Here is a 22,321-nt window from a genome sequence, read left to right as displayed (position 1 = left end):
CTGGTCCCCGCTTCGTCTCAATCCAGTTTGCGCTCAGCCAGAAGGCATGACCCGATGAAAATTACCAAGCTCACCACCTACATCGTTCCACCGCGCTGGTTGTTTCTGAAGATTGAGACCGATGAAGGCATTGTCGGCTGGGGCGAGCCGGTGGTCGAAGGTCGTGCCCTGACTGTGCAGGCTGCGGTTCATGAACTGGAAGACTATCTAATCGGAAAAGATCCGTTCCTGATCGAGGATCACTGGAACGTCATGTATCGCGGTGGCTTCTATCGCGGCGGCGCCGTGCATATGAGCGCCATTTCCGGCATCGACCAGGCGCTCTGGGACATCAAGGGCAAGGCGCTTGGGGCACCGATCCATTCTCTGCTCGGCGGCCAGGTGCGCGACAAGATCAAGGTCTATTCCTGGATCGGCGGCGATCGCCCGGCCGATGTCGCCAACAACGCCCGCGATGTGGTCTCCCGCGGTTTCAAGGCTATCAAGCTCAACGGCTGTGAAGAAATGCAGATCGTCGATAGCTGGGAGAAAGTCGAAAAGGCCGTCCAGACCATCGCCACCATCCGCGAGGCGGTGGGGCCCTATATTGGAATTGGCGTCGATTTTCACGGCCGCGTCCACAAACCAATGGCCAAGGTTCTGGCCAAGGAACTCGATCCCTACAAGCTGATGTTCATCGAAGAACCGGTTCTATCGGAAAACAAGGAAGCCTTGCGCGACATCGTCAATCATACCGGAACGCCGATCGCGCTTGGTGAACGGCTCTATTCGCGCTGGGATTTCAAGCAGGTTCTCTCCGACGGCTTCGTCGATATCATCCAGCCGGATCTTTCCCATGCCGGCGGTATTACCGAATGCCGCAAGATTGCGGCGATGGCCGAAGCCTATGATGTGGCGCTGGCGCCTCATTGCCCGCTCGGCCCGATTGCGCTGGCCGCCTGCCTGCAGATCGACGCCGTCAGCTACAACGCCTTCATCCAGGAACAGAGCCTCGGCATCCACTACAACAAGAGCAACGATATCCTCGATTATATCTCCAATAAGGACGTCTTCCACTATGCCGACGGCTACGTCTCGATCCCGCAGGGTCCCGGTCTTGGCATCGAGGTTGATGAGGCCTACGTGATCGAACGAGCCAAGGAAGGTCACCGCTGGCGCAATCCGATCTGGCGTCATGAAGACGGCAGCTTTGCAGAGTGGTGAGACAGGAGGCCAGAGCATGACGGACCGTCTGAAGGGCAAGCGGATCATGATCACCGGTGCGGCGCAGGGCATCGGCCTTGCTATTGCGAAGGCCTGCGCGAAGGAAGGCGCGAGCCTGCTCCTCGTTGATCTCGAGGGGGACATCCTGGAAGCGGAGGTCGACATGCTGCGGCTATCGGGGGCCAAGGTTGGCTTTTCGGTCGCCAGTATCACGGATGCTCATACGATTGCGGCGGCGGTGGAGCAGGCGGCAGTTGAGATCGGACCGCTCAATGCCCTGATCAACAACGCCGGCGTCAATGTCTTTCATGAGCCGCTGGAAACCAGCGAAGAGGAATGGCACCGCTGTTTCGACATCAACCTCAAGGGTGCGTGGAATTGCACCAAGGCGGTGCTGCCGGGAATCATAGCAGCCGGCGGCGGCGCTATCCTGAACATCGCTTCGACTCATGCCTTCACCATTATTCCGCATACGTTCCCGTATCCGCTCGCCAAGCATGCGCTGCTGGGTATGACGAAGTCGCTGGGCCTCGAATATGCGGCACAAGGTGTTCGTGTAAATGCGCTGGCACCCGGTTATGTCTCGACCCAGAAGGTCATCGACTACTGGAACAGTTTTCCGGACCCGATCGCCGCTAAGAACGAGACGATGAAACTTCATCCCGGCGGCCGCATCGCCTCACCGGAAGAAATCGCGCTCGCCGCTATTTTCATGATCTCCGACGAGTGCCCATTCATGAATGCCACCTGCCTGACCATCGACGGTGGGTTGAGCGTTCTGCAGCATAGCTAATGGATGCGTAAATACCACGAAGGCCCTGTTGGACGACCGGGTCAACTGGGTTGGCAGCCTTCGAGAAAATCACAGACAGGCTACGGGGCGGCTTCCTGCATCAACCGCCTGTCCGCGTATGGCTTCCAATAGGCTCACCACTAGAAAGCGGGGACGAGGAAGACCGGCGGTCCTCGTCAAGCGCATTGAGACACTGTTCGGCCTCCTGTTCAGTCCGTTGACCTCCTGTTGACGGGTTCGGCAATCTTGCCGTTCTTGACCCGGCGAGGAACCTATGCCTGTGATCTTCGGAGGACCTTTCACGGGTCCTCCGAATTGTTTCGATCTCTATCTCAGCTCCATTTCATTTCGCCCTTGGCGACTTTGGAACCGATATCGAGAGCCACGCCCATGCCGAGCCCCGGAAAACGAGCCTCCATGGCAGCCTTGAGGGCCGCGGCGTTGGCTGCCTTGGCGACTTCTTCCTCAAATGCGAGCAGATAGCTTCTGGTATGATCGACGGCGGTCAGATCGGTCGATCCTTCCGGGGTCATGTGACCTGGCACCACAACCGCCGGCGTGCGGGCGCTGATCTTGTCGAGGGTCGCGATCCATGCCGCGCGCTGCTCTTGCGTCTGCGTGTCTGTGGTCCAGACATGGACGCCGGAGAAGATCATGACACCGCCAAAGACGGCGTTCAGCGCCGGCACGAACAGATAGCGGCGGTTGGTCAGTCCTGCTTCGGAGGCGACGATCTCGACTGTCTCGCCCTCGACCGTGAGGCCTGGAGCGTCGAAGGCTTCCGGTATGACAATGTCGGAAAGCGTCTGCGGACCGTTCTCCTTGAGTTGCGGCCCCCATACCGAGAGCTTCTTCTCAACATTGCCCTTGATGGCGGTAATTGTGTCGGAAGCGGCCAGAACCTTCGTATCGGGGAAGGCTTCAAGAACAGGCTTCAGGCCGAAATAATAATCAGGATCCGACTGGCTGATATAAACGGCGGTCAGCTTCTTTCCCGTCGCCTTGATGGCGTCGGCCAGCGCGCGGCCGTCTGGATAGGTAAAACCGCCATCAATCAGCAGCGCTTCGCTGGCGCCCGAAAGCAGAACGGGCGCGCGGAAAAACCCATTCTGCCCTGCAGGGAAGTGCTTCCACGACAGTTTCGATCCAGCGGCATTGCCGAGACCCGCCGGAGCGAAAGCGGCGCTAAAGCCGGCTATAAGTGCGGTTTTCATGATATCTCTCCTCAAGTGCATTGTTGTCTCCCATAGGTGTCGATCGCATAGGCGATCACGTGCGGTGGAATGACCGGCCGAAACCGGTAGATCAGGCTGCGCGCAGTTCGGCTGTGAGCCGATCGAAGTCGCCGTAGAGGACGTCGCTTCTCAGCTGGCGCCGCTTTTCGTCATCGCCCACGAGAAGCGCCGGAACGCCGTCAAGGCGGAATTCCGTCATAAGACTCCGGGCTTTTTCAATCCGGTTGCGGTAGGCGGCGAACAAGGCGTCGTCGGGAGCGAGCAGGCGAGCCGCGGCCTCTGAGAAACTGGCCTTATCGAGAGTATCGGCCACGATAGCAATGTCCGAATTGTTGCGTCCGTCGATATAACGCGCGGCCTGGAGGACTGTCAGCGCCTCGCGCTCCCTGTCCTTCTGTGTCATTCCCACGGCGACAATGCCGAGAGTTGCGGCCGCCGAGTCAAACATGCTGCCCACGCCGCCAAGAATGCGGTCGCGATAGGCTTGGCTAAAAACCTGCCCTGTAAGCTGACCGATCCGCTGATCGTTTTGCCAGGCAAAAGCTGCAAATCGATCGTCCATCGATCGCGCGCCTTGGCCGGCGAAGAGGCCGGTCGGCGCGAGTTCGATCCTGACGCCCTCGAGCTTCGCGATTTTTTCGAGCGTCGGAACTGCGCCATAGCACCAGCCGCATAGCGGATCGAAAAGGTAAGTAATCTGCATGGCGAGGCATCCTCTTGCTGATGTCCATAACCTAGCTGACTTCCATTGGAAGTGAAGCTGCGCTAAACTTTACAGAATGTATGTCAAAAGCTTACAATGGGGCGGCGCGAATGGAACACTTCAATCTCAACCGGCTCGCCTATTTCGCGGCCGTTGTTGACGCCGGTTCGTTCACGAAGGCCGCACGCAGGCTTGGGATTACCAAGACCGTTGTCAGCCAGCAGGTGGCCCGGCTGGAGGAAGAGCTGAAGACGAGTCTGCTTCTGCGCACGACGCGGCGCGTCGAGCCAACCGAAGCCGGCCTGCTTTTCTATGCCCGTTGCGCATCGATCTTGCGGGAAGCGCACGACGCCATCGGCGAGGTCACCCGTTCCAATGCTTCGCCGGAGGGGGTGCTGCGAATTGCCGCGCCCAATGACTACGGTGTCAGCAGGATCGCTCCAATCGCCGCCGCGTTTACGCAGCGATATCCCGCCTGCAAAATCGAGTTGCTGCTGGATGATGCTCGGGCGGATCTGGTTGCCGAGCACATCGATCTGTCCATTCGCGTCGGATGGCTTGATGATTCCAGCCATCAGGCAAAGCGGATCGGCACATTCAGGCAGCTTCTCGTCGCGGCACCGGGTCTCGTGGACCTGACTGGACTGACCGAGCCGGAAGATGTTTCAGGCCTGCCCTTCATCGCCAACCTTGCGCTAAAGGAGCCTCTCCTGTGGCGCTTCAGCCGACCTGATTTTGACCGGCGCATTGTACGGATGCGGCAGAGTATCATGACCAACTCTACGCCTGCAGTTCTCGTGGCCACAATTGCGCAAGGAGGCGTGTCCGTGCTGCCTGACTTCCTGGCCGACGAGCATATAGCAACGGGCGGATTGGTGCGGTTGCTGCGGGACTGGTCCCTTCCATCCGGCGGCATTCATGTCGTTTATCCAGCGGCCCGGTTTCGTCCCCCTAAAGTTTCGGCCTTCGTTGCGATGTTGACCGAATAGCGGTGGGCTGTATGGAAGTAATTTTGATGGCATGCGGCGCTCGGCCCGACACGAATCCAGCAAATGACCGTCCGGCACGCCCGGTCATCAGCGCCGAGCGGGTGCTCCCGGGGCGCGCCGCAGGTGGGTGGGTGGCATCGAGATTCAAAGCCCTTGCTGTGGAGCGGTACTAGTAGCTGCTTCTCGGGAGGTCGATTATCTTGCACGCCCGTCGGATGGAGCAGGCCGCGGGCCGGTGACGATGGAGGAGTTCTCGTTGCTGCCGGCGATTGGCTGGCGCAGAGTTTTTTTAACGAGGTCCAACTCCATCGTGAGCTGGCCGACTTGGCGTTCCAGCGCCGCGATCTGCGCCTCATATTCGGCGATGACGCTCGCCTCTGCCTCTTCATCGTTCAGTTCGCCGCGGTCGAACTGCGTCAACTGCAATTGGATATGGCTGGCCGAAACGCCGCTAGTACGTTGCGCGTCGCGCCGTCCAGTGACACCGTTTCGAATATCCTGGCAAAGCTGCAGCTTGAACGGCGTCAAATGCCGTCGATATGGTCCTTGGGACGTCATGAGCCTTCTCCGGTCGAGGCCCACAGAGCGTATCAGTTGTTTCGTACCCCGTGGTCCAGCCCGAGGGGTTCACTCCAATTTGCACCAGGTCCGCGGGCAGGCCACCCTCCTCGTCCATGTCCTCGCAGGCGTCCGGACTGCGCTCCAGGACGTGAGTCATGTTGCCCTAGCGGACGATCCCGCGGTATCCCCCGATCTGCAACCAGTCCTATCTCAGGAGGAGATTGCCGTGGAAACGGCCGAGGAGCCCGGCTCGGAGGAGTGGACGGCAGAGCCAGCCGCGCGGCAGGTTCAAGCTCAGGGGCTGCGAGTAGCGAAGGCAATGTTGGTGGCGCCTGGCGGGCGCACCCGACACTAGATAATGTAACCAACAACGGGGCGTTTTCGTTGTTGGAGCCTTCCGAGGTCGCATCGGCCGTGGATGCGATAGAACGGGCGTAGTGCCACGCCTGCTTTCGCAAGGCGTTGTCCCCGAATAGGGGGCGGAACAAGAGCAGTGCGGAATCGTACGCGGCCTTTATCAACCAAAGACAGCTACGCCGATTTGATGATGATGCCGCCATCCGGGCTTCTGCGCATCTGACGGCCGGTAGCTGCGCGGAACACTTGCAGCAATTGCAGCGACGGCGGTACCCGCGACCAAAGGGTTTTTATGCTTTCCCTGCCATTTCGGCTTTTTCGTACAGCTTGGCCGGTGGCAATGCGCTGGGACCAGCGAAAGCCGATTTCATGGAAATATGGGTCGGCAGGTTCCGGGCCGATGCGATGAAAGACACCTGCGATGGTTCGGCGGCCCCGAGCATTGAACCCTTCGACTGAATTGACGTGGACGGTATCACGGACATATTCGCAGCTGGTGTGGTTGACCGTCTCATGGGCGGCAAAGCTCTCGCCAATAGCCATGAATGCCTTTGCCTCGTCACTCATCAAATGTGCCTGAAGCTTAACTTGTGGCACAATCGCACCTACGGCAGCACGCTATGAAAGGCCGGTAATGACGGCGGCGCGAGCATCGCCCGCGGCGGAACCCGGGGTGACATCTGTTGGTCGTTGAACAATCGCCACGACCGGCGCCTTCTGCATTTTCGCTTGCCCCTTGCGGCCTCTTCCGAGCAATGGATCATCGGGATGCTTTCGTGGCTTGCCACCGAGATAGAGAGGGGCAATCTCTACCACGCCATCGAGCATGTTTTCGGTAAGCGGCAAGCTGAGGCCGCTCAGGGCTTGTAGTTCCACGGCATGAGGGCGGCGATTTCGTTGCTGGACCATCCGTTTGCGAGACGCTCAAGCGTCTGGCTAAGCCAAACTTGGGGATCGACAGCATTCATTTTTGCCGTTTGCAGCAGCGAGGCGATGGTCGCTCAGTTCTCTGCTCCGCCGTCGCTTCCAGCAAAGAGGCTATTTTCTCTGGTGATGGCCTGGGGTCTGATTGCCCGCTCAACAATGTTCGAATCGAGCTCGACGCGGCCGTCGGTCAGGAAGCGCTCGAAGATGTATCGACGCGAGATGGCATACCGACCCGCATACTTCTTGCGTCAATTGAAATATGTCGCCTGGCTGATCCCCGCCTTGCGGCACATCTCGGCTACCGGAACGCCGTCGTCGCCCTGCTTCAAAATGAACGCTTTCTGCGCGTCCGAAAACTTCGATGCCTTCATGTTTCCGCTCCTTTTCTCTGCCGGGAAATTAACGCGGAAAACTCCAGTTATGAACGGTCAGTTTTTGGGGATCAGAGCACCCTGTGATGCATCAAGGCCACAGCATGACAACCTCGGTGTGCGAGGTATGTAAAAGAAAGATATTTCGCTAAGCCACCAGAATTGAGAAGTGGCTTCCACGCGAAGTTTCAACGCATCATGTAGTGCAACAGCCTATTGGCCGTGGAGAGCACGATGAGCGCGGAATGAGCCAGAGGCCCTGGAACTGGAACAAACCGCGCATGAAAGGGCAACCGTTCATAGACCGCGTTTTCGAGCTTCTCGGATGTTTCGGTGCGGTCTCCCGGTTTTTTGGTACACTGGAGACTGCTCAATTCGTAAGACAGCTCGCTGCACCAGTGTACAGGCGTGGCGGGCAGATCATCGCAGCCATCAGCGTGATCGCGCCGAGCTATCGTGTGGAGGAGGTTTTATCGAGAGTACGGCCGCAGCTTGATTGGGGGAGCGCGTCTGATGTCCAGGAATCTAGAAGCTTCGTGCCTCAATCAAACGGAATGACCCATGATCGTCTTTGAGAATGTCGTAAAGCGGTTCGCAGATGGAACTGTCGGTGTGAACGGCCTGTCTCTGACAGCTCCTACTGGCAAGCTGACGGTGCTGGTCGGTCCATCTGGATGCGGGAAGACGACGGCCCTTCGCATGATCAACAGGCTAATCCTTCCTTCTTCGGGATCGATCTCTATCGGTGGCGAGCCGTCCGCGAGAATGGATGTCGTGACGCTTCGTCGCCGAATTGGCTATGTCATCCAGAACGCCGGGCTGTTTCCGCATCGAACGGTAGTTGAAAACATCGCCACCACAGCCAGACTGAATGGCGCCACCAAGTCCAAGGCATTGGCGACGGCACGAGAGTTGCTTGAACGGGTTGGATTGACCGGCGACTTTGCAGATCGATACCCTTGGCAATTGTCCGGCGGGCAGCAGCAGCGTGTTGGCGTGGCACGAGCCCTTGCGTCCGATCCACAGTTCATGCTCATGGACGAGCCCTTCAGCGCGGTGGATCCGGTTGTCCGTACCCAGTTGCAAGACGAGTTCCTCCGGCTTCAGCAGGAGATTGGAAAGACGATCATCATGGTAACCCATGATATCGACGAAGCGCTGAAATTGGGCGACCAGGTTGCCGTGCTGCGGAACGGGGGTACCCTTGCCCAAGTCGCGACACCGCGTCAACTGCTGGCTCAGCCGGCCGACAATTTCGTGGCGGACTTCGTAGGAAGGGATCGCGGCTATCGATTTCTCGGCTTTGCGGGGACGGCGGAAGGGGTTCGCCTCGCTGCGGAGCCGACGGTTCGCCTGGGGGCGCCGGTTGAGGAGGCCAGAGGAGCGGCTCTCGGTCGCTGGGTTCTTGCCGTCGACGATCATGGTCGGCCTTTAGGCTGGGTTGATCTTGACAGGCCGTTCAAGCAGGTTAGGCATGACCAGCTCAATCTGAGTGGTACCGTTACAGCGCAAGGCGATCCATTGCGAGCGGTTCTCGATGCTGTACTGAGTTCGCCGTCGGGCCGCGGCGTGGTCACTGATGCAGATGGGCGCCTGCTCGGAACAGCCACGCTTGCCAGCGTTTCGGCAGTTCTCGAAGACGGCCGGGCGCGCGACTGGGCAGAGGCACAATCGTGAACCTTGAGTGGATCATCGGTGAATCTGGGTCGATCGCCAACCTGCTCCTGTGGCATCTCGGTCTTTCCGTCGTGCCCGTGCTCATCAGTTTGGTGATGGCGATCCCGCTCGGATGGCTGGCCCACCGCTCCGGCTTCATGCGTCCGTTCTGGCTCGGTTTCGCGGGACTTTTCTATACAATACCGTCTCTGGCTCTCTTTGTCCTTTTGCCGCTTCTATTGCACACGCGCATTCTCGATCCCCTCAACGTCGTGGTTGCCCTGACGATCTACGCCTTGGCGATGCTGGTCAGAACGGTTGCAGATGGCCTTTCGACTGTCTCTCCGGATACGTTGCAGGCCGCAACGGCGATGGGCTACCGGCCGGTCGCAAGGTTTCTTACCGTCGAACTGCCGCTTGCCGTTCCCGCCATCACGGCTGGCCTCAGGGTGGCGGTGGTATCGAATGTAAGCATCGTATCGGTCGCGGCGCTGATAGGCACGCCGCAGCTCGGAAGTCTCTTTACACAGGGACTGCAGCTCCGCTTCCTGACGCCCATTGTTACGGGCATCGTTTTGTGCATCGTCCTCGCCGTGCTTCTGGACCTTGCAGTTGTATGGGCCGGCTATCGGCTTTCTCCATGGAACCGGAGCCGCACGTGAAGTTTTTCGGATACCTATTCGATCCCGCAAGGTGGGGAGGCTCCGACGGCATCCTCGCCCTATGCGGTCAACATCTTGAGTATACGCTTGTCACCCTGTTGATTGCCGGCGTGATCGGCTTTCCCATTGGCCTCTATGTTGGCCATACACGACGCGGGGTGACTCTGGTCGTCGGTCTGGCGAACGCCTTGAGAGCTCTTCCAAGCCTCGGCATCCTGGTTCTTCTCGTCATTCTTTGCGGTCCGCTCTTCACCTCGGACCTGGCTTTCGAGCTGCCAAGCCTCATTGTTCTCGTTCTTCTTGCCGTGCCGCCGATCATGACGACGACTTATGCCGGTATCGCCGCAGTCGATCCCGCGGCTGTCGATGCCGCACGTGGCATGGGCTACCGGCCCCTCGGCATCGTTTTTCAGGTCGAAATTCCCTGCGCGCTGCCATTCATCTTCTCAGGTCTCCGGAATGCGACGCTGCAGGTCATCTCCACTGCGACCATTGCGGCTTACGCCTCCCTCGGCGGTCTTGGCCGGCTGATCATCGACGGACGCGCCCAAAGCGATTACGGCCAAATGGTCGCCGGCGCGGTCATGGTGGGCGTTCTGGTGATATTGGTCGATTTTTTAATCAGCGTCGTGGCCCGGCTGATGGTGTCTCGTGGGCTCCGCCGGATCGGCTGAAGCGACCTCGCTTGTGAAAGAGAAAACTTTGTCTCATCCCGGCTTCATTTCGCCGTATCCGTTTTACGGAAGCCGTTTCCACTAAACAGAAGTTCCTGTAAGGCCACAGTACCAGTCTATATTCATTCGATAAATTTAGTATTTTATGTAAGAAGGAAAACTGATGAGATTGCGTACCCTGATGGCTGCATTGACAGCCACGCTTCTAGCACTCGCCGCTTCGTCGGCATTCGCCCAAAACGATCCGCTCGCAGGCGACGCTGCCACCACGGAAAGATCGACGATCATTGTCGGTTCCGCGGATTTTCCGGAGAGCCAGATACTCGCCACCATCTATGCGAAGGCGCTGGCCGCGAAGGGAGTAAAAGTCGAAATTCATCCGAATATCGGCAGCCGCGAGGTGTATTTTCCCGCATTGAAGGACGGCTCCATCGATCTGATACCGGAGTATGGCGGCGCCGTGCTGCGCTATCTCGACAAGAACTCCACCCAGAACTCTACCGATGACGTTCTGGCTGCGTTGAAAACGGCATTGCCGAGAGGCGTGCAGATACTTTCTGCATCGTCGGCGCAGGATACCAACACCGTCACCGTAACACAGGCCAACGCGGAGAAATACGGGCTGAAGTCCATCGGCGATCTGAAGGCCCATGCCAAGGATTGGGTGCTGGGTGGACCGCCCGAGTGGAAGGTAAGACCCGACGGCGTTCCCGGATTCGAGAAGAACTACGGCGTCAAGTTCAAGTCCTATAAGACCCTGGACGTATGCGGCCCGCTGGTACTTTCCGCTCTCATCAATGGCCAGATCCAGGTGGGCTGCGGGTTCTCCACAGATCCGGCACTAAAGTCCCACAAGCTTGTCACGCTGGCTGACCCGCTCAATCAGTTCCCCTCTCAGAACATCCTTCCGCTGATATCGTCCGCGAAGGTCACAAAGGACATCACGGCGGCCCTGGACGCTGTTTCTGCCGCGCTTACCACCGACGATCTTATCGACATGAATGCGCGGATCAACGCACATGACAGCTACGATGCAATCGCCGGAGATTGGTTGAAGGCGCACAAGCTGAACTGACCTAAACTCGGTCGGGCTCGACAACGGGCCCGATCTTACTGCTTTGATTTTCCTCCGACTGCCGCCAGCCAGATCGAGTCCCCTTCGAACGCCAGGCGCCAAAAATTGTTTTGCAAGGATTCGATATGCCAAGACGCCAGCACATGGTTCTTTCTGCGTTCTTTTACAACCCGCAGGGAGATCACCGGCTTTCGTGGAGGCATCCGGCAGCCCCCGGCCGGGAGATATTCGACCTGGACTACTACCGGAGACTGGCGGAGGTCGCGGAGGAGGCAAAGATCGACACAATCTTCATAGCCGACCATCTGGGAATCTGGGACACTTTCGAAAGTGGGGTAGCCCACTATGCCAATGCACGACTGGAACCGCTTTCACTTGTTGGCGCCCTGTCCGCGGTGACGAAGAAGATCGGCTTCATCGTAACGGCATCGACGTCGTACAATGAACCTTATAACATCGCTCGGACATTTGCCTCCCTGGATCATCTTTCGAAGGGGCGCGTGGCTTGGAATGTCGTTACCTCTGCGCTGGAAGAGGAGGCAAGAAACTACGGCTTGAGCGCGAATATCAACCATGCGACTCGCTACCAACGCGCCGATGAGTTCCTCGATGTCGTCACCAGGCTTTGGGACAGCTGGGAGGACGGGGCCCTCCTGATCAATAAGGAAAGCGGGTATTTCGCAGACCCTTCGAAGATTCACTATCTCAATCATTCCGGGACCCATTTCAAAGTCCGGGGCCCTCTGAACGTCGCGCGGTCTCCACAGGGACATCCGCTTATCGTGCAGGCAGGCTCCTCGGAGGCAGGCAGGGAATTGGCTACGGATCACGCCGACATTCACTTCGCAGTGTTTCGCAATGAGGACGAAGGAAGGCGGTACCGGACCGACATCGACGAACGTCTCGTAAAGAAGGGAAGGGGGCCTGAAAGCTTTCTGCTGCTGCCGGGCATCCTTCCCGTGGTAGCATCTTCACGCCAAGAGGCGGAGGAACGACAGGCCGCTCTCGAAGAGCTTATGATCGATCGCGTCAGCCTCGATCTCTTGTCGAGCTGGTCCGCGATGGATCTTTCTGCCTATCCGATCGATGGACCTATGCCGGAGCTGCCGGATGAGGCCAAGTTCGACGGCTGGCGAACTTGGCTCAACATTGTGAAAAGCGAGACGAGCAATGCTGTAACGATCCGGCAGCTTGCGCGCAAGATCGCCAATACTGGGTCTGTGCCGATGGTGTCGGGGACAGTTACAGACGTCGCCGATCAAATGGAGGCCTGGTTTACATCCGGCGTTGCTGACGGCTTCAATCTGATGTTTCCGTTGCTGCCAGACGATTGGGTCAATTTCGCCCGGTCCGTCGTCCCCGAGCTCCAGCGTAGAGGTCTTTTCCGCACCGAGTATGAAGAGGGTACATTCCGCGACCGGTTGCAGCTGCCGCGGCCCGCAAACCACATTAATCGTCACTAGGCTGGCGGCCATGCTACGATTGCGGACGCTATCGGCTTCGCATCATCTTGTCAGCAGCCCGGGCTCAAAGGAGCTACCTCAACGCAGAGAAGGCAATTAACTACGCCATGTTAACGTCAACATTTGGAAGGTCATTTTTCTATTTCTTTTTTTGCGGCGAGCTACACGAGTCCCTTAAGACGACATCTGATCCAAGCATCAAAATGCGCCCTACAGCAGTTTCGGGCTGCCGAAGTCGTTCAATCAGAAGGCCCGCTGCAGCCTTTCCAATCTCAACCAAGTCGCGGCTGATCATTGTGAGGGCGGGCCGAAACAACGGCGAAACAATGGTATCATCCGCACCAATAACCGACACGTCGCAGGGTATCGACATCCCAAGTGACTGAATCGCCTGGAGAACTCCAAACGTTAACTGATTGGCCGCGGCGATCAATGCCGTGGGGCGGTCCGCACGCGAAAGCAGGAATTGTGTAGCGGCAAATGCTTCTTCAGGACGCTGCGGCATCGAAAAAACTCTTGCTTCCGGATCAGTGTGCCCCAGTTGTTGAGCAGCCTCAACGAACGCGGCCGATCGAATGCGCCCCGGCCGCATCGTCTGGGGCGAACATAGTAGCGCGATATCTCGATGACCAATGTCGTGCAAGTATTTAACCGCCTTTATCATAGGCGCCCTATGGTCTGATAGAACAGCATCTACGGTAAAAGGTAGATCGCGATCTATTGCCACGATCGGAACCCCGCAGTTTTGGAGCAAATCGACCGTCTTTTGCGAGCTCTCATCGGAAATCATGGGGATCATCCCATCTACAATCCCACTTTGAAATTGCTCCAGAAACTTGTGTTCCAGTTCCAATTGCCCATTGGAGATCGCGATGATCTGTCTGTAGCCGGCTTCGGCGAAAGTCTGGCCGGCCGATTGAGCCATAATCGCATTCGGTGTGATGGTCAGATCCGCGGTCAGGTACCCTATCTGATGAGTGCTGCGACGGCGCATTGATCTGGCTAAGGCGTTGGGCTTGTATCCCAAGCTCTCCATCGCATCGAAGATCTTGCCTCGTGTCTCCACGCTAACGCTCTCAGGCCGATTGGCGGCGCGACTGACTGTCATGTCCGACACTCCAGCGGCGCGCGCGACGTCCTTGATCGTAGCTTTCCTTGTCAATTGTTTCTCCGTCCCGTTTTGCCCAGCCGCAATCGATAGCGACAAAAGAAACGTGATCAAACTATTTCCCGAAATGAGGTCGAGATTTAGATGTTGACGTTAACATTATTGGTCGCTACGGTTTCTATATAGTGGCGGATCGCATCCGGAGGAGGATGTCCCGCGATTGTAGGGAAGTTCCACAAACGAGTTTTTTGATCAGCCGCCCTGAACAAGGTGCGGCACGGTCTTGCGTGTGCCTTGGGAGGGTAGATTGACTTGTGTACCTAAAGCTGAGGGTGTTATTGATGACGCCGTACTGATGAGGAAGGTCGGTAGACATTTGATTCCGTTTATTGGTATCGGATATCTCATCGCTTACATCGACCGACAGAATGTTGCTTTCGCAAAACTGCAAATGGTAGGCGACCTCGGGTTGTCAGAATCCGCCTACGGTCTAGGCGCTTCCCTGTTTTTCATTGGTTATCTGATCTTCGAGATACCGAGTAACATCATCTTGGAACGGGTAGGGGCGCGCATCTGGCTCGCCAGGATAATGTTGTCATGGGGTGCCGTCAGCATCGCGATGGCATACACGCAGAACGCAGCAATGTTCTACCTGCTCAGGTTTCTTCTCGGCGCGTGCGAGGCGGGCTTCTTCCCAGGAGTTCTCTACTTGGCGACCAAATGGTTTCCGCTCAAGCATCGTGGGCGGATGATGGCATCATTCATGATCTATCCAGTGATCGCGAGCGCCGTCGTTGCGCCAGTTGGTGGCATGCTGCTCGACCTCGATGGGCTGCTCGGATTGCGGGGTTGGCAGTGGGTGTTTCTTGTGACCGGCGCACCAGCGGTTATTATGGCTGCGGTAATGTATTTCTTCTTTCACGACAGTCCACACAAGGCTCCGTTTCTCACGGACGCTGAGAAACGCTGGTTGCAGCAGAGCTTGGTCGATGAGGATGCGCGCCTAAACAAGGTTGCTCATGGGAAACTGTTTAAGACACTTCTCGACTCTCGAGTGCTGCTGATGGCAATTTTCTTTATGGCGTATCCCTTGGGAGCGTACGGTCTCAGTTATTGGCTCCCCACTATATTGAAAGAGTTCGGGTTTTCGAACAGCGTTAATGGTCTGCTTAATGGCATTCCCTGGCTGCTTGTCGCGGTCGCGATGCTTGTGATCCCCAGGATGGCTGCGAGATATAAAAGCGAGACGCCTTTCATTGTAGTGCCTACGCTCTTTGCGGCCATATGTCTGGTCTTGAGCGTTTACGTCCCGGATCATACAGCGAGCTTCGTACTCTTATGCCTTGCAGCAGCTGGCATTCAAGGTGCTTTGCCTATTGTCTGGACCCTTCCGTCGAAATTCCTGACAGGCCCGGCGGCTGCGGCAGGTCTGGCGGCAATCAATTCAGTCGGAAACCTTGGAGGATTCATCGCGCAGAATGTGGTCCCGTGGATTCGAGATATCACCGGAAGTACGACCATGCCGATGCTGTTTCTTGGAGCCGCGCTGATGTGGGCGGCAGGGATGGTTTTCGCTGTACAGGCTTCGATCCGTCGCTACGCGGATGATCAGCCTCGCGAGACCGTCCCGACGCCCGAGCTTACACAGCAATAAAAAGATTAACGGAGTGGAGGTGCACATGACTGCTACGAAGAGTTCTCTGAATTTGGATGGAGCGCTGGATTGCGAGGCTTTCAAACCGGAAGCCATCGACTTGGAAACAAAGGCCCTCAATCTCGCCATCATCGAAAAGCTGAAAGACGCACCGCCGTTCTGGGAGGTAGGCGCACCCGCTGCTCGTGCAGCACGTGTACGCAGGGAAGGTTGGTACAGCCTTGAAAAGCGACCGGATATACAGATGAGGACTGTCTCAGGCCGAGATGGAATATCCGTGCCTCTTCGCATCATCTATCCAGCAGGTTCACAAAGGCGGCCTACGGGCATTTATCTTTATATTCATGGTGGGGGATGGACGGTCGGCGCCGCAGACCTCCAGGACCCGGCGTTAGAGCGTCTGGCTGACACGACCGGCATGATTTGCGTTAGTGTCGAATATCGTCTTGCCCCGGAGCACCCGTACCCCGCGGCCGCGGACGACTGCGAGGCAGCGGCCAGTTGGCTGGCTGAGCATTCCATGCACGAGTTTGGTACCGATGTCCTAACGATAGGCGGAGAATCTGCCGGGGCGCATCTTGCAGTGCTCACGCTGCTAAGGATGCGCGACGTTGACGGCTTTGGCGGATTCCACGCAGCAAACCTCGTCTATGGATGCTATGACCTTGGGTTGAGCCCCAGCGCTCGCGCATACGGTGATGAGACACGCCTTGTGATGCGAACCAAGGACCTCCAACATTTCGTAGACGGTTTTCTTCCAAACGATATGGATCCGAGGGATGAAGCGATCTCTCCGCTTTACGCGGATCTCCGCGGGTTGCCGCAAGCGTTGTTCACCGTTGGGACTTGTGACCCCCTCCTAGATGACACGCTCTTCATGCACGCAAGGTGGATAGCGGCAGGGAACCGTGCGGAGCTTGCTGTTTTCCCTGGCGGAGCCCACGGTTTCACAATGTTACCGAGCGCACTATCAATCGCGGCCAACACGCGCGCCGAACAATTCCTCTTAAAAGGCATCACCGATAGTTCAAGCCTGTAAAGGCGCGAGTATCGAGGAAACAATGTCAATCACAACAGAAAGAATGTGAAATGAAGCTTGTCCGTTTCGGCCAGCCCGGCGCCGAGAGACCAGGCATAGTAGATCGTGAGGGCCAGATTCGCGACCTATCGGCACAAGTCTCGGATATCGATCGACGGATGCTCAGTCGCGAGGGACTGAGTGTCATCGCAAAAATCGATGAAGCGAGCCTTCCGATTGTCCCGGAGGGCATCCGCATCGGTCCCTGCATAGCGGATGTTGGAAACTTCATCGCCGTCGGTTTGAATTATGCCGACCATGCGGCTGAAAGCAACATGCCAATCCCTGCTGAGCCCATCATCTTCAACAAGGCGCCGTCCTGCATCGTAGGCCCTAACGACGACGTGCAAATCCCTCCCGGTTCCGTAAAGACGGACTGGGAAGTGGAACTTGCTGTCGTAATTGGTGCTCGAGCATCATATGTCGCTGAGGCGTCTGCTCTGGACCATGTCGCTGGCTATTGCGTGTGCAATGACGTCTCTGAGCGATCATACCAACTCGAACGAGGCGGCACGTGGACAAAGGGCAAGGGCTGTCCGACGTTCGGACCGCTCGGGCCATGGTTGGTTACCAAGGATGAGGTGGATGTTGATAACCTGTCATTGACGCTCAAAGTCAACGGGGAGCTCGTTCAGAACGGATCAACAAGGACGATGATCTTTAAGGTCCCGTTTATCGTCTCTTACATCTCGCAATTCATGGTGCTTCAGCCCGGCGACGTGATCACCACCGGAACCCCTCCGGGCGTGGGAATGGGCTTTCAGCCGCAGCGATTTCTTAAAGCAGGCGATCTGATGGAGGTCGAAATCCAAGGCCTCGGAAGACAACTTCAAAACGTAGTCGGAGGATAGGGGCCATGAATATGATCGACTTGAACGAGCGCGTTGTCGTCGTCACCGGCGGCGCGCAGGGGATCGGCTACGCTATCGCTGAGAGCGTTATCCAATCGGGGGGGCGTGTCGCAATCTGGGATTTGAATAAGGAGCGCGCCGCGAACAGCGCGAGAGTGCTTGGTTCTGCGACCAGAGCCTTCCAAGTTGACGTAGCCAACTTCGATTCAGTGGAAGTCGCCGTTGCGGCGACCGAGGAGTCATTTGGCCGCATTGACGGTCTGGTGAATTCTGCCGGCGTCACCGGTCCGGTGAAACCTACTATCGATTATGACCCGAGCGAGTGGAAGAGCGTGCTCGACGTCAATCTAACTGGAACCTTCAATTGCTGCCGCAACATCGTGCCCGTCATGCTCAAGCGAGATTACGGGCGGATCGTCAACGTCTCGTCAGTAGCAGGAAAGGAGGGAAACCCCAATATTGCAGCATACAGCGCCGCGAAGGCCGGCGTAATCGGCTTCACCAAATCGCTTGGCAAGGAATTGGCGAAAACCGGCGTTGCGGTTAATGCGATCACGCCCACAACAGCAAAGACGCCGCTTTTAGATGGCTTGACGGTGGAGTTCATCGAGTACATGCGCGTGCGCATTCCTCGCGATCGCTTCGTCGAACTCCACGAGATTGCATCTATGGTCGTCTGGTTGTTGTCCGAAGAAAACTCTTACACGACCGCTTCGACTTTCGATCTTAGTGGAGGGAGGACGACGTACTGAGATGCGATAGCGAAATTGCCCATGGGCGTAGGAGGCTAGCGCTGGTCCGCGTGCGTCGCGAGAACCATAAACAGGGAAGAGCAAATGTACATCAAGCAACGGATGACTGGAAAGACGGCCTTAGTGACGGGCGGCGCGTCCGGGCTAGGTGCAGCGATTGCATATCGACTTACTCAAGAAGGTGCGCATGTTGTGGTTGGCGACATGAATACCGAAAATGCAGAAAACCGAACTGGAAAAACCACACATGCCAAACTCGACGTAACGGAACCTGAGTCCATGGAGGCAGCAGTCGAACGAATCGTCAATGATTACGGTCGCCTCGATTGTGTCGTCAACAGCGCTGGGATTGCACGGACGATGCCTTTTCTCGACACGCCAATGGACGTGTTCGACAATGTGATGAAGGTCAATGTCGGTGGAACTTTCGTCGTGGCGCAGTCGGCGGCCCGTGCGATGAAAAAGACGGGCGGCGGATCGATCGTCAATGTTGGGAGCGTCTCCGGCGAGATCGCAAACTCGTTGCGGGTCGCATATGGTGGATCGAAGGGCGGCGTGCACCATATGTCAAGAATAATGGCGGTAGAGCTTGCCTGCTATAACATACGCGTCAATGTCGTAGCGCCCGGCCCGGTGGCGACGCCGTTAACCGACGCGATATATACAGATGAAGTTCGCAAAGAGTGGCTCGACCGTATCCCATCGCCAGGTTCGGTACTCCTGAGGAAATCGCCGCAGCGGCCGCATTTTTGGCGTCCGATGACGCCAGCTTCATAACTGGTCAGGTTTTGCTCGTTGATGGCGGCTTCACCGTCAGAGGGCTGAGTAGCGATCAGTGATGACGAAGCCGCATGGTGAGTGGCACTTTAGTGTCGGCGACTTTCAGTGTGAAGAGATCAACTTAGATCAAGCCGCGATGAGAGCCGGCAACCTCAAGATGTTCGCCGGTCCTGGTCTACTTGATTGCCAAAGAACCAGATCGACCAATTCCCGTAGTGGGACCAGGCCTTCTTCGATGAGGGAATAAGGCTCACTGGTATGAGCTGGGAACCGACGGATTGCGCATTTTCAGATGATTTATGGCCAAGCAAGCATCGCCGAAGCAACCATCCGACGCAGATCATAAGCGGTAGCGCCGATTTGCGGCATATTCGTAATAGCCTGCAGAACGCCGAGAAAGTGCCATACTAGCGCTTCAACGTCTGTTGACGAGTTTAACTCACCGTTCGAAACGGCAGCAGTTATTATTTCTCTAAGGATTGAGCGCTGCCCCTCGATCCCCTCGAACGCCACTGCTCTCCCACGGGGAGGCAACTCTGCAATCTCGACACAGGCTTTGACAAGCATGCAGCCGCTGGGCTTCTGCTTTTCAGGAGCATTCCTGAGGAATTCCAAAAGCAGCGCCTCCATTTGTTTCCGTCGTGTTTCGGCTTTGACAAGGCCCATCCGGTGTAAAACGCGACTGTTGTAAGTTGCCAGCACCTCGTGAAAGAGCCCCTCTTTATCCCCGAAGCGCTTGTAGAGACTGGAGCGAGACAATCCCATTGCCGCGGTCAAATCGTCGATAGATGCTGCCGCAAAGCCTTTTTGCCAAAAGACGTTCATTGCGCCATTTATGACGATAGCATCGTCGAACTGCTGCTTTCCACTCATCTTACCCCCATCTTGACATCATGGAACGATCGGTCCAACAATCCTGAACCGATCGTTCCAACATAAGCGAGTTTATCTCCATGTCCAGTCCTACCGGAAATCAGACCACACCACGGATCGCAGTCGCGGGCGCAACTGGTCGCGTCGGAGCGGCCCTCGTCGCGAACCTCTTCAACGACCCAGTGAATGTTGTGGCGTTAAGTCGATCGCCCAATAAGGCTCAGCTGTCCGATAAGGTGTCCTTGGCCACCGTGAATTTCGACGACCCACCGTCATTGTTGGATGCACTCCGCGGCGCCGACCGGCTTTTCCTGACGCATGGCACGTCGGCACAACAGGTTGTCAATGAGATCGCGTTGATTGATGCTGCGGTTGCGGCTGGTGTGCGCCACATCGTCAAACTGTCCGTTATGGGACCCGCGTCGAAGTTGCATCCGTTCGACTGGCACATGGAGATCGAGGCGCACCTTGCTCGCCAGGATATCGGCTATACAATCCTACGCCCATCCTCTTTCGTGGACATATTGGCGCGGGCCGGCGCTCCGGTTGCCGAGGGTTCATGGGGCGGAGCTGCTGGCGACGGGCGGATCAACCTAATCGACACAAGAGATGTTGCCGACGCCGCGCGCGTTGCCCTGCTCGATACTGCGTTTGCGAATTCCCAACGAGCTTACCACCTGACCGGCCCGGCGACGGTCAGTATGCCGGAGGTCGCTGACGAACTCGCGCGACTTTTGGGCAAAACCGTTACATACCAACACCGAACCCCGGAGCAACAACGGGAAGTGTTGATCCGTTCAGGCGCCAACGACCTAGTGGCCGATGTTCTGCTCGGCATCGATCGGTTATTTAGAGAGTCGGTGCTTGCCGAAACGACGTCGACGTTTACAGACCTGACCGGCAAGGCGCCGCGGTCCGTCGCTGCCTGGCTGAGTGAGAACATCGTGGCTTTTCAAAAGCGGTGATATCAAATGGCTCGGTTGCCAGTCGGCCGAGACTTTACTGAATACCCCCGGGACTGGTGATCCGGCCCCGGGGGCATCCACGTCAAACTGACGTCAGTTGTCAGGCCGCATCACGGAAGCCGATGATGGCCTTGATCTCAAGGAATTCACCGATAGCCATTGGGCCCCACTCCCGGCCATTGCCCGATTGCTTGTAGCCGCCGAAAGGCGCAGCCAGATCAAGATTAACATTGTTCAAGTAGACTTGGCCGGCACGCAGGCGACGCGCGATAGCTTCAGCCGCAACCCGCTCACCCTGAACGTATGCAGCAAGGCCGTAGGTCGTGTCGTTAGCGATCCTCACCGCTTCCTCTTCGTCGGAATAGGCGATGATGACCAGTACCGGACCGAAGATTTCCTCGCGCGCGATGGTCATGTTGTTGTGCACATCGGCAAAGATCGTAGGCCGGACGTAAAAGCCGGCATCAAGCCCATCTGGGCGGCCGAGCCCTCCAGTCACAAGCGTGGCGCCTTCATCGAGACCTGCCTGGATCATACGTTGGATTTTGTTCCATTGCGCTTCCGAAGCTACCGGCCCCATCTTCGCGTTGGATGAGGGACGGCCGACCGACCAGGTTTCGGCGGCCGCCTTTGCGTAACTGATTGCTTCGGCAACCTGATCGACATGGACCAGCATCCGGGACGGTGCGCTACAGGATTGCCCGCTGTTGAGCATCATTTGCGCCACGCCGCCTTCGACAGCAGATGCGAGGTCCGCACTACGCAGAACGATGTTGGGTGACTTTCCCCCGAGTTCCTGATGCACTCTTTTGACAGTGAGGGCACCCGTGCGAGCAACCTCGATCCCGGCCGCAGTCGAGCCGGTAAACGAGACAAGGTCCACGTCGGGATGGCTCGTCAGCGCGTTGCCGACGACCCGGCCGTCACCATGAACAAGATTGAATACCCCCTTGGGTACTCCGGCCTCGTGTAGAATCTCAGCGATGATCGTGCCAGAAAATGGTGCGATTTCAGACGGTTTCAGCACCATGGTGCATCCCGCAGCAAGTGCAGGGGCCACCTTTGCGGCGATCAGCATCAACGGCCAGTTCCAAGGCGTGATCAGAGCGCAAACACCCACTGGCTCGCGCACGACTTCGCTCGTGCCAAGCGGCTCGTCGAAACGATAAGTGTCAAGCGACGCGCGCGCGATCTTGAAATGGGCAACGCCGACGGTCACCTGCAATTGCTCGGACAGCCATTGTGGCGCTCCCATTTCATCGGTCACCGCAAGGGCAAGGTCACCCGCCCGCTTCTCATAGGCGGCGACGATCCGATCGAAAAGCGCGATACGTTCCGCGACAGAGGTACGGGAGTATGTCTCAAACGCCTTGCGCGCGGCAGAGACGGCTTGATCGACGTCGTTGGCGTTCCCGAGAGCAACTTGGCCGACAACGGATTCGTCTGCTGGGTTGATAACGTCAATTACGGCGTCGCTCGTGGGCTTTACCCAGGATCCATCGATATAAAACTGAAGATTGTTACGCATGAAAATGCTCCATCATTGTTGACGAAAGCATAAGTATCTTTTGTAGACTTGGCGTCAATTAGG

The 22,321-nt window shown here is 57.1% G+C and carries 19 protein-coding genes and 4 pseudogenes; 14 read left to right on the top strand and 9 right to left on the bottom strand.

What is annotated here, in order from left to right; genetic code table 11:
• Nucleotides 1-54 precede the first annotated feature (54 nt).
• Both dgoD and ADU59_RS28105 read left to right on the top strand, forming a co-directional pair.
• Complete coding sequence (gene dgoD, locus ADU59_RS28110) at nucleotides 55-1,203, top strand: galactonate dehydratase (protein WP_068958930.1); 1,149 nt, start codon at nucleotides 55-57, stop codon at nucleotides 1,201-1,203.
• A gap of 16 nt (nucleotides 1,204-1,219) precedes the next feature.
• A complete protein-coding gene (locus tag ADU59_RS28105) occupies nucleotides 1,220-1,996 on the top strand; it encodes an SDR family oxidoreductase (protein ID WP_068958928.1) in 777 nt (258 codons plus the stop codon).
• Between the two features lie 332 nt (nucleotides 1,997-2,328).
• Here ADU59_RS28105 and ADU59_RS28100 read toward each other — a convergent pair whose 3' ends face one another.
• A complete protein-coding gene (locus tag ADU59_RS28100) occupies nucleotides 2,329-3,231 on the bottom strand; it encodes an MBL fold metallo-hydrolase (RefSeq protein WP_068958926.1) in 903 nt (300 codons plus the stop codon).
• 70 nt (nucleotides 3,232-3,301) lie between these two features.
• Entirely contained in the window at nucleotides 3,302-3,934 is a 633-nt protein-coding gene (locus ADU59_RS28095) for a DsbA family protein (protein WP_068958924.1), read from the bottom strand.
• Between the two features lie 110 nt (nucleotides 3,935-4,044).
• Here ADU59_RS28095 and ADU59_RS28090 point away from each other — a divergent pair, with 110 nt between their 5' ends.
• Nucleotides 4,045-4,923, top strand: coding sequence for a LysR family transcriptional regulator (locus ADU59_RS28090; protein WP_068958922.1), 879 nt, complete (start codon nucleotides 4,045-4,047; stop codon nucleotides 4,921-4,923).
• Between the two features lie 195 nt (nucleotides 4,924-5,118).
• Here ADU59_RS28090 and ADU59_RS28085 read toward each other — a convergent pair whose 3' ends face one another.
• The 4 genes and pseudogenes from ADU59_RS28085 to ADU59_RS29820 form a co-directional block, all read right to left on the bottom strand.
• On the bottom strand, nucleotides 5,119-5,481 hold the full coding sequence (locus tag ADU59_RS28085; RefSeq protein ID WP_068958920.1) for a transposase: 363 nt from the start codon (nucleotides 5,479-5,481) through the stop codon (nucleotides 5,119-5,121).
• Nucleotides 5,482-6,001: 520 nt separating this feature from the next.
• A pseudogene (locus ADU59_RS28075) lies at nucleotides 6,002-6,732 on the bottom strand (IS1595 family transposase); the annotation flags it as partial.
• Nucleotides 6,699-6,998, bottom strand: a pseudogene (locus ADU59_RS29825) (transposase domain-containing protein); the annotation flags it as partial. The pseudogenes ADU59_RS28075 and ADU59_RS29825, both read right to left, overlap by 34 nt.
• Before the next feature lie 21 nt (nucleotides 6,999-7,019).
• Nucleotides 7,020-7,139: pseudogene (locus tag ADU59_RS29820) on the bottom strand (transposase); the annotation flags it as partial.
• A 561-nt stretch (nucleotides 7,140-7,700) separates the two neighbouring features.
• On the opposite strand from ADU59_RS29820, the gene ADU59_RS28065 reads away from it, so the two are divergent.
• The 5 genes from ADU59_RS28065 to ADU59_RS28045 all read left to right on the top strand — a co-directional run bounded on the left by ADU59_RS28065 (nucleotide 7,701) and on the right by ADU59_RS28045 (nucleotide 12,669).
• The gene (locus ADU59_RS28065; RefSeq protein ID WP_068958914.1) at nucleotides 7,701-8,816 is read left to right on the top strand and encodes an ABC transporter ATP-binding protein; all 1,116 of its coding nucleotides are present in this window, start codon (nucleotides 7,701-7,703) and stop codon (nucleotides 8,814-8,816) included.
• Nucleotides 8,813-9,457: an ABC transporter permease gene (locus tag ADU59_RS28060; RefSeq protein ID WP_068958912.1), complete on the top strand. Its 645-nt coding sequence runs from the start codon at nucleotides 8,813-8,815 to the stop codon at nucleotides 9,455-9,457. The genes ADU59_RS28065 and ADU59_RS28060 overlap by 4 nt, the downstream gene beginning before the upstream one ends.
• Nucleotides 9,454-10,131: an ABC transporter permease gene (locus tag ADU59_RS28055; RefSeq protein WP_244506533.1), complete on the top strand. Its 678-nt coding sequence runs from the start codon at nucleotides 9,454-9,456 to the stop codon at nucleotides 10,129-10,131. Before ADU59_RS28060 ends, ADU59_RS28055 begins: the two co-directional genes overlap by 4 nt.
• 163 nt (nucleotides 10,132-10,294) lie before the next feature.
• Nucleotides 10,295-11,206, top strand: a complete 912-nt coding sequence (locus tag ADU59_RS28050) for an ABC transporter substrate-binding protein (protein ID WP_068958908.1) — start codon at nucleotides 10,295-10,297, stop codon at nucleotides 11,204-11,206.
• 125 nt (nucleotides 11,207-11,331) lie between these two features.
• A complete protein-coding gene (locus ADU59_RS28045; RefSeq protein ID WP_202970087.1) occupies nucleotides 11,332-12,669 on the top strand; it encodes an LLM class flavin-dependent oxidoreductase in 1,338 nt (445 codons plus the stop codon).
• A gap of 139 nt (nucleotides 12,670-12,808) precedes the next feature.
• Here the strand turns inward: ADU59_RS28045 and ADU59_RS28040 are convergent, their stop codons facing one another.
• Entirely contained in the window at nucleotides 12,809-13,891 is a 1,083-nt protein-coding gene (locus ADU59_RS28040; RefSeq protein ID WP_068958905.1) for a LacI family DNA-binding transcriptional regulator, read from the bottom strand.
• Between the two features lie 241 nt (nucleotides 13,892-14,132).
• Between ADU59_RS28040 and ADU59_RS28035 the strand changes: the two genes are divergently transcribed.
• The 5 genes and pseudogenes from ADU59_RS28035 (at nucleotide 14,133) to ADU59_RS28015 (ending at nucleotide 18,951) form a co-directional block, all read left to right on the top strand.
• Complete coding sequence (locus ADU59_RS28035) at nucleotides 14,133-15,431, top strand: MFS transporter (RefSeq protein ID WP_068958903.1); 1,299 nt, start codon at nucleotides 14,133-14,135, stop codon at nucleotides 15,429-15,431.
• Between the two features lie 25 nt (nucleotides 15,432-15,456).
• Nucleotides 15,457-16,470, top strand: coding sequence for an alpha/beta hydrolase (locus ADU59_RS28030; RefSeq protein ID WP_068958901.1), 1,014 nt, complete (start codon nucleotides 15,457-15,459; stop codon nucleotides 16,468-16,470).
• Between the two features lie 50 nt (nucleotides 16,471-16,520).
• On the top strand, nucleotides 16,521-17,360 hold the full coding sequence (locus ADU59_RS28025) for a fumarylacetoacetate hydrolase family protein (RefSeq protein WP_068958899.1): 840 nt from the start codon (nucleotides 16,521-16,523) through the stop codon (nucleotides 17,358-17,360).
• A 5-nt stretch (nucleotides 17,361-17,365) separates the two neighbouring features.
• The gene (locus tag ADU59_RS28020; protein WP_068958898.1) at nucleotides 17,366-18,112 is read left to right on the top strand and encodes an SDR family NAD(P)-dependent oxidoreductase; all 747 of its coding nucleotides are present in this window, start codon (nucleotides 17,366-17,368) and stop codon (nucleotides 18,110-18,112) included.
• A gap of 84 nt (nucleotides 18,113-18,196) precedes the next feature.
• A pseudogene (locus ADU59_RS28015) lies at nucleotides 18,197-18,951 on the top strand (SDR family NAD(P)-dependent oxidoreductase).
• A gap of 238 nt (nucleotides 18,952-19,189) precedes the next feature.
• Here the strand turns inward: ADU59_RS28015 and ADU59_RS28010 are convergent.
• Nucleotides 19,190-19,765 carry a TetR/AcrR family transcriptional regulator gene (locus tag ADU59_RS28010; protein ID WP_068958896.1) on the bottom strand — a complete coding sequence of 192 codons (576 nt, stop codon included), beginning with the start codon at nucleotides 19,763-19,765 and terminating at the stop codon, nucleotides 19,190-19,192.
• Between the two features lie 80 nt (nucleotides 19,766-19,845).
• Here ADU59_RS28010 and ADU59_RS28005 point away from each other — a divergent pair, with 80 nt between their 5' ends.
• Entirely contained in the window at nucleotides 19,846-20,730 is an 885-nt protein-coding gene (locus tag ADU59_RS28005) for an SDR family oxidoreductase (protein WP_068958894.1), read from the top strand.
• Nucleotides 20,731-20,830: 100 nt separating this feature from the next.
• Here ADU59_RS28005 and ADU59_RS28000 read toward each other — a convergent pair whose 3' ends face one another.
• A complete protein-coding gene (locus ADU59_RS28000; RefSeq protein WP_068958892.1) occupies nucleotides 20,831-22,258 on the bottom strand; it encodes an aldehyde dehydrogenase family protein in 1,428 nt (475 codons plus the stop codon).
• Nucleotides 22,259-22,321: the final 63 nt, after the last annotated feature.

Source organism: Pararhizobium polonicum (genome assembly GCF_001687365.1).
Taxonomy (GTDB): domain Bacteria; phylum Pseudomonadota; class Alphaproteobacteria; order Rhizobiales; family Rhizobiaceae; genus Pararhizobium; species Pararhizobium polonicum.
The sequence above is the reverse complement of the archived record's forward strand: the minus strand, read 5'-3'. Positions and strand labels throughout refer to the sequence as shown.

What these genes read in the sequence shown, in the direction of transcription:
- dgoD (WP_068958930.1), top strand. Translation starts at nt 55, where the DNA reads ATGAAAATTACCAAGCTCACCACCTACATCGTTCCACCGCGCTGGTTG.
- ADU59_RS28105 (WP_068958928.1), top strand. Translation starts at nt 1,220, where the DNA reads ATGACGGACCGTCTGAAGGGCAAGCGGATCATGATCACCGGTGCGGCG.
- ADU59_RS28100 (WP_068958926.1), bottom strand. Translation starts at nt 3,231, where the DNA reads ATGCACTTGAGGAGAGATATCATGAAAACCGCACTTATAGCCGGCTTT.
- ADU59_RS28095 (WP_068958924.1), bottom strand. Translation starts at nt 3,934, where the DNA reads ATGCAGATTACTTACCTTTTCGATCCGCTATGCGGCTGGTGCTATGGC.
- ADU59_RS28090 (WP_068958922.1), top strand. Translation starts at nt 4,045, where the DNA reads ATGGAACACTTCAATCTCAACCGGCTCGCCTATTTCGCGGCCGTTGTT.
- ADU59_RS28085 (WP_068958920.1), bottom strand. Translation starts at nt 5,481, where the DNA reads ATGACGTCCCAAGGACCATATCGACGGCATTTGACGCCGTTCAAGCTG.
- ADU59_RS28065 (WP_068958914.1), top strand. Translation starts at nt 7,701, where the DNA reads ATGATCGTCTTTGAGAATGTCGTAAAGCGGTTCGCAGATGGAACTGTC.
- ADU59_RS28050 (WP_068958908.1), top strand. Translation starts at nt 10,295, where the DNA reads ATGAGATTGCGTACCCTGATGGCTGCATTGACAGCCACGCTTCTAGCA.
- ADU59_RS28045 (WP_202970087.1), top strand. Translation starts at nt 11,332, where the DNA reads ATGCCAAGACGCCAGCACATGGTTCTTTCTGCGTTCTTTTACAACCCG.
- ADU59_RS28035 (WP_068958903.1), top strand. Translation starts at nt 14,133, where the DNA reads ATGAGGAAGGTCGGTAGACATTTGATTCCGTTTATTGGTATCGGATAT.
- ADU59_RS28030 (WP_068958901.1), top strand. Translation starts at nt 15,457, where the DNA reads ATGACTGCTACGAAGAGTTCTCTGAATTTGGATGGAGCGCTGGATTGC.
- ADU59_RS28025 (WP_068958899.1), top strand. Translation starts at nt 16,521, where the DNA reads ATGAAGCTTGTCCGTTTCGGCCAGCCCGGCGCCGAGAGACCAGGCATA.
- ADU59_RS28020 (WP_068958898.1), top strand. Translation starts at nt 17,366, where the DNA reads ATGAATATGATCGACTTGAACGAGCGCGTTGTCGTCGTCACCGGCGGC.
- ADU59_RS28010 (WP_068958896.1), bottom strand. Translation starts at nt 19,765, where the DNA reads ATGAGTGGAAAGCAGCAGTTCGACGATGCTATCGTCATAAATGGCGCA.
- ADU59_RS28005 (WP_068958894.1), top strand. Translation starts at nt 19,846, where the DNA reads ATGTCCAGTCCTACCGGAAATCAGACCACACCACGGATCGCAGTCGCG.
- ADU59_RS28000 (WP_068958892.1), bottom strand. Translation starts at nt 22,258, where the DNA reads ATGCGTAACAATCTTCAGTTTTATATCGATGGATCCTGGGTAAAGCCC.